At 66.4% G+C, this 15,875-nt stretch carries 14 protein-coding genes; 7 read left to right on the top strand and 7 right to left on the bottom strand.

What is annotated here, in order from left to right; genetic code table 11:
- Nucleotides 1-174: 174 nt before the first annotated feature.
- The 4 genes from ACIBJI_RS05455 (at nucleotide 175) to ACIBJI_RS05440 (ending at nucleotide 5,708) form a co-directional block, all read left to right on the top strand.
- A complete protein-coding gene (locus ACIBJI_RS05455) occupies nucleotides 175-2,022 on the top strand; it encodes a methylmalonyl-CoA mutase family protein (RefSeq protein ID WP_397083160.1) in 1,848 nt (615 codons plus the stop codon).
- Nucleotides 2,022-4,322 (top strand): methylmalonyl-CoA mutase, encoded by a 2,301-nt coding sequence (gene scpA, locus ACIBJI_RS05450; RefSeq protein WP_364340489.1) that lies wholly within the window; start codon nucleotides 2,022-2,024, stop codon nucleotides 4,320-4,322. Before ACIBJI_RS05455 ends, scpA begins: the two co-directional genes overlap by 1 nt.
- Nucleotides 4,323-4,345: 23 nt before the next feature.
- The gene (meaB, locus tag ACIBJI_RS05445; protein ID WP_364340730.1) at nucleotides 4,346-5,365 is read left to right on the top strand and encodes a methylmalonyl Co-A mutase-associated GTPase MeaB; all 1,020 of its coding nucleotides are present in this window, start codon (nucleotides 4,346-4,348) and stop codon (nucleotides 5,363-5,365) included.
- A gap of 82 nt (nucleotides 5,366-5,447) precedes the next feature.
- Nucleotides 5,448-5,708, top strand: a complete 261-nt coding sequence (locus tag ACIBJI_RS05440; RefSeq protein WP_364340492.1) for a hypothetical protein — start codon at nucleotides 5,448-5,450, stop codon at nucleotides 5,706-5,708.
- A 3-nt stretch (nucleotides 5,709-5,711) separates the two neighbouring features.
- On the opposite strand, the gene ACIBJI_RS05435 is transcribed toward ACIBJI_RS05440, so the two are convergent.
- The 3 genes from ACIBJI_RS05435 to ACIBJI_RS05425 are packed head-to-tail and all read right to left on the bottom strand — an operon-like array spanning nucleotide 5,712 to nucleotide 8,879.
- Nucleotides 5,712-6,599 (bottom strand): amidohydrolase family protein, encoded by an 888-nt coding sequence (locus ACIBJI_RS05435; protein WP_396955132.1) that lies wholly within the window; start codon nucleotides 6,597-6,599, stop codon nucleotides 5,712-5,714.
- Nucleotides 6,596-7,624, bottom strand: coding sequence for a nucleoside hydrolase (locus ACIBJI_RS05430; protein WP_397083726.1), 1,029 nt, complete (start codon nucleotides 7,622-7,624; stop codon nucleotides 6,596-6,598). The genes ACIBJI_RS05435 and ACIBJI_RS05430 overlap by 4 nt, the downstream gene beginning before the upstream one ends.
- Before the next feature lie 49 nt (nucleotides 7,625-7,673).
- Nucleotides 7,674-8,879 carry an FAD-dependent monooxygenase gene (locus tag ACIBJI_RS05425; RefSeq protein WP_364340496.1) on the bottom strand — a complete coding sequence of 402 codons (1,206 nt, stop codon included), beginning with the start codon at nucleotides 8,877-8,879 and terminating at the stop codon, nucleotides 7,674-7,676.
- A 101-nt stretch (nucleotides 8,880-8,980) separates the two neighbouring features.
- Here ACIBJI_RS05425 and ACIBJI_RS05420 point away from each other — a divergent pair, with 101 nt between their 5' ends.
- Nucleotides 8,981-9,553: a TetR/AcrR family transcriptional regulator gene (locus ACIBJI_RS05420; RefSeq protein ID WP_364340498.1), complete on the top strand. Its 573-nt coding sequence runs from the start codon at nucleotides 8,981-8,983 to the stop codon at nucleotides 9,551-9,553.
- A gap of 21 nt (nucleotides 9,554-9,574) precedes the next feature.
- On the opposite strand, the gene ACIBJI_RS05415 is transcribed toward ACIBJI_RS05420, so the two are convergent.
- Complete coding sequence (locus ACIBJI_RS05415; protein WP_397083157.1) at nucleotides 9,575-10,921, bottom strand: CoA transferase; 1,347 nt, start codon at nucleotides 10,919-10,921, stop codon at nucleotides 9,575-9,577.
- A 44-nt stretch (nucleotides 10,922-10,965) separates the two neighbouring features.
- On the opposite strand from ACIBJI_RS05415, the gene ACIBJI_RS05410 reads away from it, so the two are divergent.
- Nucleotides 10,966-11,871: a dienelactone hydrolase family protein gene (locus tag ACIBJI_RS05410; protein WP_397083155.1), complete on the top strand. Its 906-nt coding sequence runs from the start codon at nucleotides 10,966-10,968 to the stop codon at nucleotides 11,869-11,871.
- Between the two features lie 10 nt (nucleotides 11,872-11,881).
- The gene (locus ACIBJI_RS05405; protein ID WP_396955135.1) at nucleotides 11,882-12,655 is read left to right on the top strand and encodes a thioesterase II family protein; all 774 of its coding nucleotides are present in this window, start codon (nucleotides 11,882-11,884) and stop codon (nucleotides 12,653-12,655) included.
- Here the strand turns inward: ACIBJI_RS05405 and ACIBJI_RS05400 are convergent.
- The 3 genes from ACIBJI_RS05400 to ACIBJI_RS05390 all read right to left on the bottom strand — a co-directional run bounded on the left by ACIBJI_RS05400 (nucleotide 12,595) and on the right by ACIBJI_RS05390 (nucleotide 15,861).
- On the bottom strand, nucleotides 12,595-12,984 hold the full coding sequence (locus tag ACIBJI_RS05400) for a DUF2784 domain-containing protein (protein ID WP_364340506.1): 390 nt from the start codon (nucleotides 12,982-12,984) through the stop codon (nucleotides 12,595-12,597). The genes ACIBJI_RS05405 and ACIBJI_RS05400 overlap by 61 nt on opposite strands.
- Before the next feature lie 31 nt (nucleotides 12,985-13,015).
- Nucleotides 13,016-14,485, bottom strand: a complete 1,470-nt coding sequence (locus tag ACIBJI_RS05395; RefSeq protein ID WP_364340508.1) for an SDR family NAD(P)-dependent oxidoreductase — start codon at nucleotides 14,483-14,485, stop codon at nucleotides 13,016-13,018.
- Between the two features lie 104 nt (nucleotides 14,486-14,589).
- Nucleotides 14,590-15,861: a hypothetical protein gene (locus tag ACIBJI_RS05390; protein ID WP_364340510.1), complete on the bottom strand. Its 1,272-nt coding sequence runs from the start codon at nucleotides 15,859-15,861 to the stop codon at nucleotides 14,590-14,592.
- Nucleotides 15,862-15,875: the final 14 nt, after the last annotated feature.

The following is a 15,875-nucleotide window of genomic DNA, read 5'->3' as shown; positions in this document are numbered from 1 at the left end:
CGCGCCAGGTTACCGGTTGGTAGTGGCGGCCACGGACAACCGCCTGCGCAGCTGCCGCTAGCATCGAAGGAACGGCACGAATGCTCGTTAACCGATGTGCTCGCTGAGCTGGGCGAATGCAACGGTTTCGGGCGCACACGAGGGTGTGCGTCGAGGAGAAGAGGAACAGCAGCTATGCCGATTGCTTCAGAGCCGGTGCCTGATTACGCCGCATGGCGCAAGGGCGTGGCGGGGGTACTGGCGAAGGCCCGCAGGGTCGACGTCGCCGAACTTCCGGAGGAGCCAGAAAAGCTGCTCGAGGAACAGACCTATGACGGTCTGACCATCGCCCCGCTGTACACCCGCGGGGATGAGCGGCCCGAACTGCCGCTACCGGGCGAATATCCGTTCGTCCGTGGCCGGGACGCCACCAGGGATGTGCGGCGCGGCTGGTATGTCAGCACTTTCATCGGCGCGGCCGATGGCGCTGCGGCGAATCGCGAGATCTTGGCCACGCTGGAGAACGGGATCAGTGCACTGTGGCTCGGTGCAGGCGAGCGCGGTGTGCCGGTGGCCGAACTGCCCGCGGCACTCTCGGGTCTGCTGTTCGAACTCGCACCGCTGACACTCGCCGCTGGTGATGCGGTTTCCGCAGCGGCACAACAGGTCTTCGCACAACTCGACGGTTACCAGGTAGCGGACCGGACCGAAATTCGAGTCGCGCTGGGTGCGGCCCCGCTCACCAGTCGCTTCGCCGGAACCGCCGATGTCGAACTGGCGGAGGCGATCGCCCTGGCCGGTCAGGCGGTGCAGCGACCCGAGACCGTGCGCGCCATCACGGTGGACGGCACCGTCTTTCACGATGCGGGTGCCTCGGACGCGCAGGAGCTCGGTGCGGCGGTGGCGGCCGGTCTGGCCTACCTGCGCGCACTCACCGAAGACGGCCAGGACATCGCGGATGCCTTCGAGCAGTTGGAGTTCCGCTTCGCCGCGACCGACGACCAGTTCGCCACCATCGCGAAATTCCGCGCGGCCCGCCAGCTCTGGGCCCGCGTAGCGCATGTGTGCGGCGCGCCCGCATTCGGTGACGCACCGCAGCATGCGGTGACCTCCGCGGCGATGATGACCCAGCGCGACCCATGGGTGAATATGCTGCGCACCACGCTCGCGGCTTTCGGCGCGGGAGTCGGTGGAGCGGACACGGTTACGGTGCTGCCCTTCGATTCTGCGCTGCCGCCCGGCGAGCTCGGCGTGTCGAAGTCGTTCGCGAATCGCATGGCTCGCAATACGCAGCTGCTGCTGCTCGAGGAGTCGCATCTGGGGCATGTGCAGGATCCGGGTGCCGGTTCCTGGTACGTCGAGGATCTCACCGCCGCGCTCGCCGCCAAGGCGTGGGAGTTCATGCAGGAGCTCGAGGCCGCGGGCGGTTATCCGGCCGCGTTGGACACCGGCCTGCTCGCCGAGCGGATCGCCGCGACCCGGTCGGCCCGGGATGCGGATGTGGCACACCGCAAGACGGCGGTCACCGGTGTCAACGAATTCCCGAACCTGGCCGAACAGCCGCTATCGGAGGCCGCGCGTCAGCCCGGACAGGTGGTGCGCTACGGCGCCGCCTTCGAGACGCTGCGCAACCGCTCGGACGCCTACCTCGCGGCCAAGGGGGCGCGACCACGTGCGCTGCTGGTGCCGCTCGGCACGGTGGCCGAACACAATGTTCGAGTCACTTTCATCGCGAACCTGTTGGCCTCGGGCGGTATCGAGTCGATCAACCCCGGTCCCCTGGAAGTGGCCGGAATCGGTACGGCGGCAACCGAATCCGGTGCCGCGATCGCCGTATTATGTGGTTCGGACAAGCGTTACGCCGAGCAGGCGGGGCCGGCGGTCGAGCAGTTGCGTGCCGCCGGGATCGGGACGGTGCTGCTGGCCGGTGCGGAAAAAGCCGTCGCCGACCTGAGCGACGCGCAGCGCCCCGACGGTTATCTCGCGGCCCGCATCGATGCGGTGGCCGCACTGTCCGACCTGCTGGAGAAGGTGGGAGCCTGATGACATTGAGTCATATCGACAAGCCGGGCGAAATCGACGAACCCGGCGGCATCGAGCACCGGATCGGCAGTTTCGCCGAGGTGCCGCTGTCCGAACGTCCGGCCGAATCCGCCGCCGTCGACTCAGCACAGGTCGACGCCTTCGTGCGTGCCGCGGCCGAGGCGAACAACTACACCCCCGAACAGTTGGTGTGGTCGACGCCCGAAGGTATCGACGTGCGACCGGTTTTCACCAAGGCCGACCGCGATGCCATTGCGGCCGAAGGCTATCCGCTCGACAGCGTGCCCGGCGTCGCGCCGTTCCTGCGTGGTCCGTACCCGACGATGTATGTGAACCAGCCGTGGACCATTCGCCAGTACGCGGGTTTCTCCACCGCCGCGGATTCGAATGCCTTCTATCGCCGCAACCTGCAGGCGGGCCAGAAGGGTCTGTCGGTCGCCTTCGACCTGGCCACGCACCGCGGCTACGACTCCGACCACCCGCGCGTCCAGGGTGATGTCGGGATGGCCGGTGTCGCTATCGATTCCATCCTCGACATGCGTCAGCTCTTCGATCACATTCCGCTGGATCAGGTCTCGGTGTCGATGACCATGAACGGTGCGGTGCTGCCGATCCTCGCGCTGTATGTGGTCGCGGCCGAGGAGCAGGGCGTCGCACCGGAACAGCTGGCCGGAACCATTCAGAACGACATTCTGAAGGAGTTCATGGTCCGTAACACCTACATCTACCCGCCCAAGCCCTCGATGCGGATCATCTCCGATATCTTCGCCTACACCAGCGCGAAGATGCCGAAGTTCAACTCGATCTCCATCTCCGGCTACCACATCCAGGAGGCCGGAGCCACGGCCGATCTGGAGTTGGCCTACACTCTCGCCGACGGTGTCGAGTACATCCGCGCGGGTATCGCCGCGGGTATGGAGGTCGACAAGTTCGCGCCACGCCTGTCGTTCTTCTGGGCCATCGGCATGAACTTCTTCATGGAGGTCGCCAAACTCCGTGCGGGACGGCTGCTCTGGAGCGAGCTGGTGGCGAAGTTCGAGCCCAAGAGCGCGAAATCGCTATCGCTGCGAACGCATTCGCAGACCTCCGGTTGGTCGCTGACCGCGCAGGACGCGTACAACAACGTGGCGCGCACCTGCATCGAGGCGATGGCCGCCACTCAGGGCCACACCCAGTCGCTGCACACCAACGCCCTCGACGAGGCGCTGGCTCTGCCGACGGACTTCTCCGCGCGCATCGCCCGCAATACCCAGCTGCTGATCCAGCAGGAGTCCAACACCACGCGGCCGATCGACCCATGGGGCGGTTCGTATTACGTGGAATGGCTCACCCACCAGCTGGCCAACCGCGCCCGCGCGCATATCGCCGAGGTCGAGGCGCACGGTGGTATGGCGCAGGCGATCGGCGAGGGCATCCCGAAGCTGCGCATCGAGGAGGCCGCCGCCCGCACCCAGGCGCGCATCGACACCGGCCAGCAACCGGTGATCGGCGTGAACAAGTACCAGGTCGAAGAGGATCAGCAGGTCGAGGTCCTCAAGGTCGAGAATTCGCGGGTGCGCGCCGAGCAGATCGAGAAGCTGAACCGGCTTCGCGCCGAACGTGATTCGGCCGAGGTGGAGCGGGCACTGGCCGAATTGACCCGTGCCGCAGGCTCTTCCGAGGGTGGCATGGCGAACAACCTGCTCGCGCTGGCCATCAATGCGGCGCGCGCCAAGGCCACCGTCGGTGAGATCTCCGATGCACTGGAAAAGGTGTACGGCCGCCACCAGGCCGAGATCCGTACGCTCGCCGGTGTGTACCGCGACGAGGCCGGAAAGGTGACCAATATCAGCAAGGCGATCGAACTCGTCGAAGAATTCGCCGACGCGGAGGGGCGGCGGCCGCGCATCCTGGTCGCCAAGATGGGCCAGGACGGGCACGACCGAGGTCAGAAGGTGATCGCCACGGCCTTCGCCGACCTCGGGTTCGACGTCGATGTGGGCCCGCTGTTCCAGACCCCGGAAGAGGTGGCGCAGCAGGCGGCCGACAACGACGTGCACGTCGTCGGTGTGTCCTCACTGGCGGCCGGCCACCTCACGCTGGTGCCCGCGCTGCGGCAGGCACTGGCCGATGTCGGACGTCCCGACATCATGGTCATCGTCGGTGGCGTCATCCCGCCGGGTGACTTCGAGGAGCTGTATGCGGCGGGTGCGGCGGCGATCTTCCCGCCCGGCACAGTGATCGCCGATGCCGCGATCGATCTGCTGAAGAAGTTGGCCGGCGAGCTCGGTCATGAGATCGGTGGCGGCAGCAGCCAATGACTTCAGCATCGCGCAGCGATCCCATGGTGGGTGGTGGTCGGGCGACGGGCGGGCGTCAGCGTGTAATCGATGTAGACGCACTCGCGCAGGCGGTTCGCTCCCAGGAGCGGGCCGCCTTGGCGCGGGCCATCACTCTGGTCGAGTCGACCAGGGCCGATCATCGGGAGCTGGCGCAGCAACTGCTGCTGAAACTGACCCCGCCCACCGATACGGTCACCTCGAATCGTGTCGGCATCACCGGTGTTCCCGGCGTCGGCAAGTCGACGTTCATCGATGCGCTCGGCATGGATCTGATCGGCAAGGGGCATCGGGTCGCGGTGCTGGCCGTCGACCCGTCCTCCACCCGAACCGGCGGCTCCATCCTCGGTGACAAGACGCGCATGGCGCGACTGGCATTGGAGCGCAACGCCTATATCCGTCCCTCGCCGACGGCGGGCACCCTCGGGGGTGTCGCCAAGGCGACCCGCGAGACCATCGTGCTGCTGGAGGCCGCGGGCTACGACGTGATCCTGGTGGAGACCGTCGGCGTCGGCCAGTCCGAAGTGACGGTCGCGAATATGGTCGACGTATTCTGCTTCCTGACCCTGGCCCGCACCGGGGATCAGCTGCAGGGCATCAAGAAAGGCGTCCTGGAACTCGCCGACCTGGTCGCGGTGAACAAAGCCGACGGCAAGCACGAGATCGAGGCCAAGTCCGCGGCCCGCGAATTGGCCGGGGCACTGCGCCTCATCCATCCGCACGACGCGCTCTGGCGCCCACCGGTGCTCACTATGAGCGGCCTCGAAGGCCATGGGCTGGACAAGTTCTGGGACACCGTACTCCAACACCGCCGGGTACTCACCGAGGCGGGTGAATTCGCCGAAAAGCGCCGCCGCCAACAGGTCGACTGGACCTGGACCATGGTGCACGACCAACTACTGCGCCGCCTCGCGGAGAACCCGAACGTCAAAGCCATTCGCGCGCAAGTGGAAAAGCAGGTACGCGACGGTACATTGACCGCCGCATTAGCCGCCGAGCAGCTTCTCGACGCCTTCGACGGCTGAGCTCGCGGCAACGCCGCTGCGGGTTCATCACTGCCCAGCGCGTCACACCGAATGGCCGTGGGCCTCGAGGAGGGTGCGCAGGGTGGTCGCGAGTGACGAGGCCGCGTTCGATCAACTCGCCATCTGGCGCGTCGAAATCGCCGCCGACTGGACGTACTCGAGCCCGCCCGCCGAACTCGTGCCGGGTCGGCGAATCGGCACCTACCGGCTCGGCCTGGACGAACTGCTGACGAATGCCGACGGCGTCTCAGCGATTTCCATGGCGGATTTCGCCGTCGCGTTGCTCGACGCGGCAGAGTGGCCCGCGCACCGGCAGATCAGATTCACCGTCGTCTCGATGTGAGCATCACGCGATTCCGAAGAGCCCTGCGGCATTTCGATAGCACACCTGCTGCAGCCAAGAATCACCCAGCTCCAAGCGTTCCAGTGCGAAGATCGAATGTCCGTACGAGTAGGGGATGTTCGGAAAATCGCTACCGAACAAAATGCGCTCGCTCAAAGAATGCAGCCTGTCGTGCTCGGCGACCGGAAAGGGGGCCGTGGCCTCGGTGAAATCGGTCCACACCATGGTCGTGTCCAGGTGCACGCCCGGATATTCCTCTGCCAGATCCAGGAATTCGGAATACTCGGGCGTGCCCATATGCGCGATGATCAGCTTCAACCGCGGATAGCGTTGCAGCAGACCGGCAATGGGCTCCGGTCCGGTGTACTCGCCGGGCACGGGTCCGGAGCCGCAGTGGATCAGCACCGGTATTCCGGCGTCCTCGATCATGCCCCACACCGGATTCAGCAGCGGATCACCGGGATGGAAGTCGCCGACCTGCACATGCACCTTGAACACCCGGGCACCCCGCTCGATCGCCGCCTCGACGTAACTGTCGGCGTAATGTTCGGGATAGAACGTCGCCGTGTGCAGGCAGTCCGGGGTGCGTTCGGCGAAGTCGGCGGTCCATTCGTTGAGCCACGCCGCCATATCCGGCTTGTGCGGATACACCAGTGCGGTGAACGCGCGAACACCGAAGTCGCGCAATGTCTTCAACCGGACCTGCTCATCATCGCGGTAGGCGATCGGCCACTCCCGGCCGACCAGCGGACCGGCCGAATCGAAGTATGCCCACACCTTGGCCATGACCTGCTCCGGCATGAAATGCGTATGGACGTCGATGATTCCGGGCAGTTCGAGCCGGGTGCGGAAATCGGTCAGGTAGGTATTGTCGTCGCTGTCGCCGATCATGGAGCAGCCTCCTGCGGGTAGACCGAGCGGGCGAAGTCACCGACCCTGGTGATCAATCGTTCGAAGAACACCTCCGGGTCGGTGCCGACCACGATGTCGGCGTTGGGTTCTCGGCCCCACATGCCCACCCAGTCCGCCACGGTGGTTGCCCGGGTGATGGCGCCGACGAGTTCGACATCGACGGTGGCCGGTCGAGTAGTGGCAAGCGCCGGATCCAGCGCGACCGCCGCCGCGAACGGATCATGCATATGCGCGAGGTAGCCCTGGTCGTAGAGCTTGTGGAAGTCGAAGTAGAACCGGACCGCATCGGTGAAGTACCGCACGATCGGATTGCTCGTGGCCGACCTGGCCTCCGGCGGGTCGGTCTCCGAAACCATCTCCACGGGCAGGCTGCCCGCGCGTTCGGCGAGTTGCGCCACATGTTTGGGCCGCATCTCGATGCTCTCGGTGATATCGAGCGCGCACACGATCGGCCGCCGATCGGCGGGGGCGGCGGAGAAGGCATCGAAGACCTCCTTGGCCGCCTCCGGATCCACGTGCACATTCCATTCATTGGTCGGGGTGGTGTTGCCGGGGTGATTGAAGGCTCCGCCCATGATCACCAGCCGCCGCAGCAGCAGCGGTAGCCGTGGTTCGAGGCGGACTGCGAGCGCCAGATTCGTCAGCGGTCCAGTGCAGAGTCCGATGATCTCGCCGGGAGCCCCGCGCACCAGATCGACCCACATCTGGGCCGCCGACCGGGACGAGATCGGCCGGGCCGATGGCGGCAGTTGCGCATAACCGACACCCTGCGGCCCATGTGTGTCCTCGGTGGTGCGCAGCGGGATCGCGAGCGGGTCCGCGGCGCCCAGCGCGACCTCGATATGGGGTGCTCGGCACACATCCAGCCAGGCGAGATTGTTCGCCGCCACCTGCGGTGCGGGCACATTGCCCGCGGTGGCGGCGATTCCCACGATCTCGGCCTCCGGGGAGGCGAGCAGGTAGAGCAGCGCGAGTGAATCATCGATCCCGGTATCGACGTCCATGACGATCTTCTGCCGCACCAGTCGAGCGTAGCGAGCGGGCCCGGGCGGCTCAGTAGGTGGGCAGCACGTAGTCGTCGGTACTCGACATCATCCGCAGCATTACCGGACGCATGACCCGTGAGGTCATGACCTTCATGCTCGTGCGGGCCATCCGTGTGCCGAGGCGGGAAGTGGGCAGCATCATCTTGATGCCGCCACCGGGCAGCTCCTTGGCCTTGTCGAGGAACGGTTCGACGATCTGCTCATAGCGGGTCAGTGCTGTCGCGAGATCATCTGGCGCGGCTGCGATTTCACCGGCCAGGACGTAGGCGCCGACAATGGCCATGGCAGTACCCATACCGGTCATCGGGGAGCCGCAGAAGCCGGAGTCGCCGAGCAGCGTGACTCGCCCGGTCGACAGCGAAGGCATATCGACACGGGCCAGCATGTCGAAATAGAAGTCCGGGGTTGTGGTCATCGCGTCGAGTACCGCCGGTGTCTCCCATCCCGCCTCGGCCAGCATGTCGTGGATGAGCCGCTGCTGCGCGGCAACGTCGCGGCGCAGCGCCGGATCGGCCTCGGTGCGCAGGGTGATGATGGCCTTGGAGGTGGCCGGATCGGCATCCGGCCGAATCGCGACCGCGGCGCTGGGCACCGTATGCATCTTGAACCAGCCCGGCTCGGTTCCGGCTGGGGTCGGGATGGTGAAGAACGACATGTAGCCGCCGAGATAGGTGACGAACCGCTCCTCCGGTCCGAAGGCCAGCTGTCGGGTCGCCGAGTGCACACCGTCCGCACCGACGACCAGATCGAAACGCTCGGTGCGCCCGGATGCGAAGTCGACCTCGACACCCGTGTCGTCCTGGCGCAGCGCCGCGATCCATTCCCCGTAGCGGTAATCGAGTTCGCCCGCCGTGCTGGCGAGTTCGGTGAGCAGGACCTGATTCAAATCGCCTCGGGTGATTTCGATTTCGGCCACCGGACCCTTGCCGTCGAACATCTCCGCGGGCATCCGGGCGAACTCCCGGCCGTTTTCGTCGACGTAGGCCATGCCGCGCTCGTCGAGCTGGTACTTGCGAATGCCCGGCATGAGTCCCATCCGCTCGGCGATCTCGCGGCTCGGTCCGCGCAGGTCTACTGCCTGTCCGCCGGGGCGCGGCTTGGGTGCGCGCTCGACGACGGTGGTTCGGATGCCTGCTCGCAGCAACTGCAGTGCGAGCGCGTTGCCCGCGATGCCGCCGCCGCTGATGAGGATGTGGAGGGAGTTGGTGCTCATTATCGGGCCAATCGCTCGAACGAGTGTGTCAGACATATGTCTAACACGTGGTTGGCACGAATGTCTAGTACAAATGTCTTAGCGGTGTGTAAGCTGAGGTCATGGGAAACCGAGAAGACCTATTGGCGGGAGCGCGTAAGGCCATCATCGAACGTGGCGTGGCGAAGACGACCGCGCGCGATATAGCGGCGGCGGCGGGTGTGAGCCTGGCCGCGATCGGCTACCACTTCGGTTCGAAGGATCGGCTGATCACCGAGGCGCTCGCGGAGGCGCTCGGCAACGATATCGGCGACCGGATGGAGGCGCTGGTCCGCGCGGGCAGCGGGCAGCCGCCCCTGGAGGCGTTCACGCAGATGTGGAACGCGATGCCGCAGGTCTTCGAGGACAACCGGGACGGCATGCTGGCCAGTCTGGAGAATCTGGTGCGCGTCGCGCGGACGCCGGAATCACGGACGTACATGGACGAAAGCCTCAACGGTGCATACGAGGACATCGCCCGAGCCTTACGGGAATCACGTCCGGATCTGGACGCGGACACCGCCCTGGCGATCGCCGAACTGTACTTCGTGCTGACCCAGGGACTCGGCATCCTGTGGACGATTACCCACGGCGGGAACCTGCCTGACGGCGCGCGGCTGGCCAAGGCCATCGCGGCCCTGGCCGGTGAGTCCTGAGGGCGTCGACCAGCGCGAGTTCTACCGGGTGTGCAGCGGCCACACCGGCCGGTCAGCACCGTACCGCGGTGCGGGCCACGCGTAATCCGGATACTCGGCGAGCGCCGGCGCGGCGGTGGTGACATTGCCGTGGGTGACCGCCGCCATCGGACTCGGCGGCGCGGCCTGCGGATGACGCGGGGCGCGGCCGGGCGCATTGAGGAGCCAGGATGCGGTGCGCGCCAATGCGACTCGGACATCGCGCCCGATGCCGTCATGTGCGCGGGCGACCAGTGCGTCGATCACACCGGCCGCGAGCAGATAGCCGGAGGCGTGGTCGAGCGCCTGCGCGGGGAGCGTCCCCGGTACCGCGGGTGCGCCCTCGACAATCGAAATTCCGGCGGCGGCCTGCACGATGCTGTCGAAACCGCGCCGCCGACCCCACGGGCCGGATTCGCCCCACGCCGATATCCGACCGTGCACGAGGCCGGGTCGACGGGCGGCGGTGAGTCCGGCGTTTTCCAGCGCGCCCGGTCGATATCCGGTGATCAGCACATCGGCGGCGGCGAGCAGCTCGTTGACCTGCGGCAGGTGCCGGTGCAGATCGAGCAGTGTGGAGCGTTTGCCCTGGCAGGTGTCGTGGTACTGCCATGGGATCTCCGATAGGTGCGGCGGGTCGATCCGCATCACCTCGGCGCCGAGCAGCGCAAGGGTTCTGGTCGCGACAGGTCCGGCGATCACGCGCGTGAGATCGAGTACCCGGACCCCGCGCAACGGCTGCAACGGCGATGCGCCGATCGGCAGGCCGAGCTCGCCCTGGTCGATTCGGGTGTCGATCGCCACCACTGGACCCGATGCGGCGGCCTGGCCCTGCGGACTCTGCGCCCACTCCTGCTCGGAACGCACCTGGACCGCGATGGCGCCGTGCGCGGCCGCATGTTCCTCGATATCGCTGGCCCGGCTCATCGCCATCTGCGCGACCGCAAGATCGACGGGGGCGTCGTCGGGCAGGCCGAGCGAGGCGAGCAATCGCGCGCGGTGATGCGGATAGTTGACATGGGTGCGGACCCAGCCGTCGAAGGTGGGAAAGAATCCGGACAGATCCGCGAATATCTTGGCGGGCGCACCGCCGACGCGCAGCAGGCGTTCACTGGAGAAGGCGGCGGTGATCCGTACCGGCTCCAGCCGGTGCAGCACCGGATTGAGATGGTGTGCGTCGCGGATTCGGTTCGCCGCGGCCGTCACCGCGGCCACCGATCCGGCGGCCAGCGCCCAAACCGGTAGCGTCGCAGCCAAACAGCTGCCCGGATCGTCGGCGGGGACGATGCCGGAGGCCGGTACACCGATTCCGGCCTCGTAGTCGCGGACCAGCTGTTCGTGCGCAATCACGAGATCGAGAGTAGTTGTTGTGCCGCAGTAGTAGGGTCGTGGCCATGACGCCGCTGCAGCGTTATATCGCCGAAGAGATAGCCACCGACCATGCCGACGGATTGATCGGTCGCCGGGAAGCACTGCGCCGACTAGGAATGCTCGGCGTCGGCGCCACCGCCGCGGTCGCATTGCTCGCCGCGTGCTCCAGCAGCGGCGACCAGGCGAATTCCGCGTCGACGGGCTCGAAACCCGGGGCGTCCTCGGCCCCACCGGGTACCAGCGGCGCGGTCCCGGCCACCTCGATCACCTTTCCCGGACCGGGCGGTCGCCAGCTACAAGCCGCATGGGCGGCCGCGCCACAGCCGCGCGGCGGCGTGCTCGTCATCCACGAGAACAAGGGACTCACCGACCACATCCGTTCGGTGACAGCACGTTTCGCGGGAGCCGGATACTCCGCACTCGCCGTGGACCTACTGTCCGAACGCGGCGGTACCGCCGCCTTCACCGACCCGGCGGCGGCCACCGCCGAACTCGGCAAGATCGCACCGGAGCAGTTCATCGGCGATCTGCGGGCTGGAATCGCCGAGCTGGAACGGCGGGTGCCGGAGCAGAAGATCGGTGCCACCGGCTTCTGCTTCGGCGGCGGTCTGGTCTGGTTGCTGCTGGCCTCGGGTACGCCGGAACTCGCTGCGGCGACACCGTTTTACGGACCCTTCCCGGAGAACGGGGATCTGTCCGGTTCGAAGGCAGCGGTACTCGGGATCTACGCCGCCAAGGATGAGCGGGTAATCGCCTCGCGTCCAACCGCGGAGGCGGCTCTTGACCGGGCAGGTCTCGTCCACGAGATATACGTCGCACCGAATGTGGACCACGCCTTCTTCAACGACACCGGACCTCGCTACGACCCGACCGCCGCCGCTGAAGCGTGGCAGCGGGTCCTGGATTGGTACGGCACATATCTCGGGTGAAATTCCGACGGTGAAGGAGATCGACGTGGGCAAGGCCATCGCCGCCACGGACTGGCTGCGGGTGTTGCGCGCACATCCCGCGCCGAGCCGGCAACTGCTGTGTTTCCCGCCCGGTGGGGGAGCGGTCACGGCGTATCGGGCACTGGCCGAACGGTTCGACAATGGGACCGCCGTCGCGGCTGTGCAGTATCCGGGTCGGCAGGACCGGCTCGATGAGCCCACCATCGGCGATATGGACACCCTCGTCGATCGGATCGTGGACGAAGTGCTGAATCAGGGCCCGGTGGAACAACTTTCGCTGTTCGGTCACAGCATGGGCGCGACCGTGGCCTTCGAAACCGCACGCCGCCTGGAACGCAAGGGGCAGTCGCTCATCGCGCTGTTCGTATCCGGCCGTCCGGCACCGACTTTCGTAGAGCCGGGCCGCCTGCATCTCGGCTCCGACGACGATCTGATCGGTGATCTGGAGCGCCTGGCAACCGATCCCGCGTCCGTCCAGATCCTGCGCGACGAACCGAGTCTCGCCGAACTGGTACTGCCCGCGGTGCGCAGCGACTACCAGGCCATCGAGACCTACCGCTATCGCGAGGGCGCCTCGCTGTCCTGCGCTGTGTCGGCCCTGGTCAGCACTGAAGATCCGACGATGACGCCGGAGCAGGCCGAGGAATGGCGCGAACACACCACCGGTTCCTTCGACCGCACGGTCTTCCCCGGCGGTCACTTCTACCTCGACGACAAGGTCTCCGAGGTCGCCGACCTCATCGTCCGCACCCTCCAGGCATAGCCCACCCACGACACCACCACGCACACCGCGACCAGCCCACGCACCAAACCCAGCGCACTCTGCGGGTAGATCACCCCGGTCAGATAATGGTCGATGAACCCGCTCGGCGGCAGCCCCGCCATCCCGGCCCGATGTCGCGCCCAATTCTCCAAATACGTGAGCGGACAATCGAATCCGAACAGCACCGTGCTGAATCCCCAGCCGAATGCGATCAGATGCAGCCAGATGGTGCGCGGCCACCGCCACGCCACGAACCCGCCGACCACCACGTACACCACGAATACGAAATGCACCGCGGCGGTGGCATCAGCCAGCAGCCGATACACCATATGCCCAGCGTAACCCTGGGCACTGCGTCGATTACCAGGGTGAGGGCTGGTAGTCCTTGAGGAAGCAGCCGTAGAGGTCGGTGCCGGCTTCGCCTTGGACGATGGGGTCATAGACGCGGGCGGCGCCGTCCACCAAGTCCAGGGGGGCGTGGAAGCCCTCTTCGGCGAGGCGGAGTTTGGTGTAATGCGGGCGTTCGTCGGTGATCCAGCCGGTGTCCACGGCGGTCATGAGGATGGCGTCCTGTTCGAACATTTCGCGGGCGCTGGTGCGGGTCAACATATTCAGCGCGGCCTTGGCCATATTCGTATGGGGGTGGCCGGCCCCCTTGTACGCGCGGGAGAACTGGCCCTCCATGGCGGAGACGTTCACGACGTATTTGCGGCTGGCCGCGGCGGCGGCCATTGCCGGGCGCAGCCGCGAAACCAGAATGAACGGCGCCACCGAATTGCACAGCTGGACCTCGAGCAGTTCGGTCGGGTCCACCTCGGCAACGGTCTGCACCCAGCTGTTGGTGTGCGCCAGATCCGGCACCAGACCACCGGCATCGATGGCGATACCGCGCGAAATGCGTTCCGGTGTGGCCGATCCCGCGACCAAGGCCAGTTCCGCCACGTCAGCTGAGGACAGCGACGGCGTCAGTGATGCGGTGAGTGCGGTGGGGTGCGCCTGCATGGTCTTGCCGAAGGTCACCACATCCGGCAGCACACCCGCGGGCAGCGGATCGGATTCGGCCTCGACCAGCGCGCTGTACGCGCCAGGGGAGCGGCGCACGGTCTGGGCGGCATTGTTGATCAGAATATCCAGCGGCCCCTGTGCCGCGACATCATCAGCGAGCGCGACCACCTGGGCCGGATCCCGCAGATCGATACCGACGATGCGCAGCCGGTGCAGCCAGTCGGCGCTGTCGTCCATGGCGGCGAAGCGGCGGATCGCATCGTTCGGGAAGCGGGTGGTGATGGTGGTGTGCGCACCGTCGCGCAGCAGTCGCAGCGCTATATACATGCCGATCTTGGCGCGACCGCCGGTCAGCAAGGCGCGCCGTCCGGTGAGATCGGTACGGGCGTCCCGTTTCGCGTGGCTGGTGGCCGCGCAGTCCGGGCACAGCTGGTGGTAGAACGCATCGACCCGGGTATACCGCTGTTTGCAGACATAGCAGGGCCGCGGCCGGATCAGCGTGCCCGCGCTCGCGCCCGCCGCATTCGAGGTCAGCGGGATGCCGGCGGTTTCGTCATCGATGCGATTGGGTGAACCGGTCGCGGTCGCCGCGACCACCGCACGGTCCGCCTCGGCGACCGAATCCCTGGCCACGGTTCGCTTGCGCTGCTTCAATTTCTTGAACATATGGCCGACGGCGCGCTGCACCGTGACCGAAGCCGGATCGTCCTTGTCCAACTGCCCGGCCTGCTCCAGCACCCGCAGGCAGATCGCCAGCTCATCGGGGTCGATGGCGGTGCCGCTCGGCGTTGGTGCGGTAGACGTCGACGCGGTGTTCTCGACCATCGGAATGCGGGTTTATCCTTCGTGAACTGGGAGGTTGACCCAGTCATTGTCGCATTCGAATGCGGACCGGTCGGCGCGGGCGGTCCGCACCGACCGGATGCCACCTATTTGCGCAGCTTGCTCATTGTGGAGGTGGCCGTCTTCTTCAGCAGATCGGTGACCTCGGACGCGCTGAGGATCTTGCCCGGGGACTTCGACGAACTGGACGAATACTGCGACCAGCTGATGTGGTAGGTGGTCCAGCCGTCGCGCATGGCCAACGAGATATCGGCCGTCGGATCGTCGGACTTGTGCTTGCCGGTGATCACATACGCCTCGTCGCCGAGTCCGGAGATCTTGTCGACCTTCGCGTCCTTGCCGTATGCGCTCTGGGTCCAGGTCTCGTACGACGCGGTGAATTCAGGTCCCGGATTGGTCTGCTTGTGCACCTGCGCGCTGGTGTAGATGGCGGCGTAGTCGTACTTCTCAGTCGAGCCGGACGGAGTGAAGCGGACATCGCACCCCATCGAATCGACCGCGGCGTGCTTGGAGCCCTCGTGCTTCGGATAGGTATTGCCTGAGGAATCGGTCTTCGACAGCGTGAAGCCCGCGCTCGTGTAGGGCGAGGTGTCGGTGAGATCGCAGAGATTGGCGACATACTTGTAGCCGCGCAGATCGGCATCCTTGCTGATATCGGCCTTGCCCGCGTCGAACGCGCCGATCGCGAACATCGCACCCGCCCACACCGCGGAGGTGACGACGACCGCGCCGAGCGCCCAAAGCCAGCCTTTGCCGCCGGGTTTGGGCGGCTGTTGATATCCGGGTGCGGGTTGCGGGTATCCGGGCTGTTGGAAACCCGGTGCAGCCTGCGGGAATCCGGACAGGGGCTGCTCGAATCCGGGTTGTTGGAAACCGGCTTGCGGGTATCCGGGTGCGGCCTGCGGTGTTCCCGGCTGCGGATATCCGGGTGAGGACTGGTGATATGCCGGTTGCTGATATCCGGTCCCCGACTGGTGGCCGGGGGGTGTGGCTTGCGGGGCCCCACTCTGCTGGTATCCGGGTGCGGCCTGCGGTGTCCCCGGCTGCGGATATCCGGGTGAGGACTGTTGGTATCCCGGTTGCGGATATCCGGTCCCCGATCCGGCGGGCGCGGTCACCGGCTGATCGAATGGCTGCCGCACCATCGTCGGATCAGCGGGTTGCTGCTCCGCCGGGCTCTGCGGTCCGGCATCGCCTTGCGGTCCCACGACCGGAACCGCGGGCTGCGATGGCAACTGATAACCCGGCTGCCCGACCATCGTGGGATCCGATTGCGAATACTGCGGTCCCTGCTGCGGCTGTTGCTGCGCCCACCATGCGTCGTTGGGCTGATTCTGTTGTTCCCCCGGTCCGGTCATGCGCGCAAAGTACC

Source organism: Nocardia sp. NPDC050408 (assembly GCF_044458905.1).
Taxonomy (GTDB): domain Bacteria; phylum Actinomycetota; class Actinomycetes; order Mycobacteriales; family Mycobacteriaceae; genus Nocardia.
The sequence above is the reverse complement of the archived record's forward strand: the minus strand, read 5'-3'. Positions and strand labels throughout refer to the sequence as shown.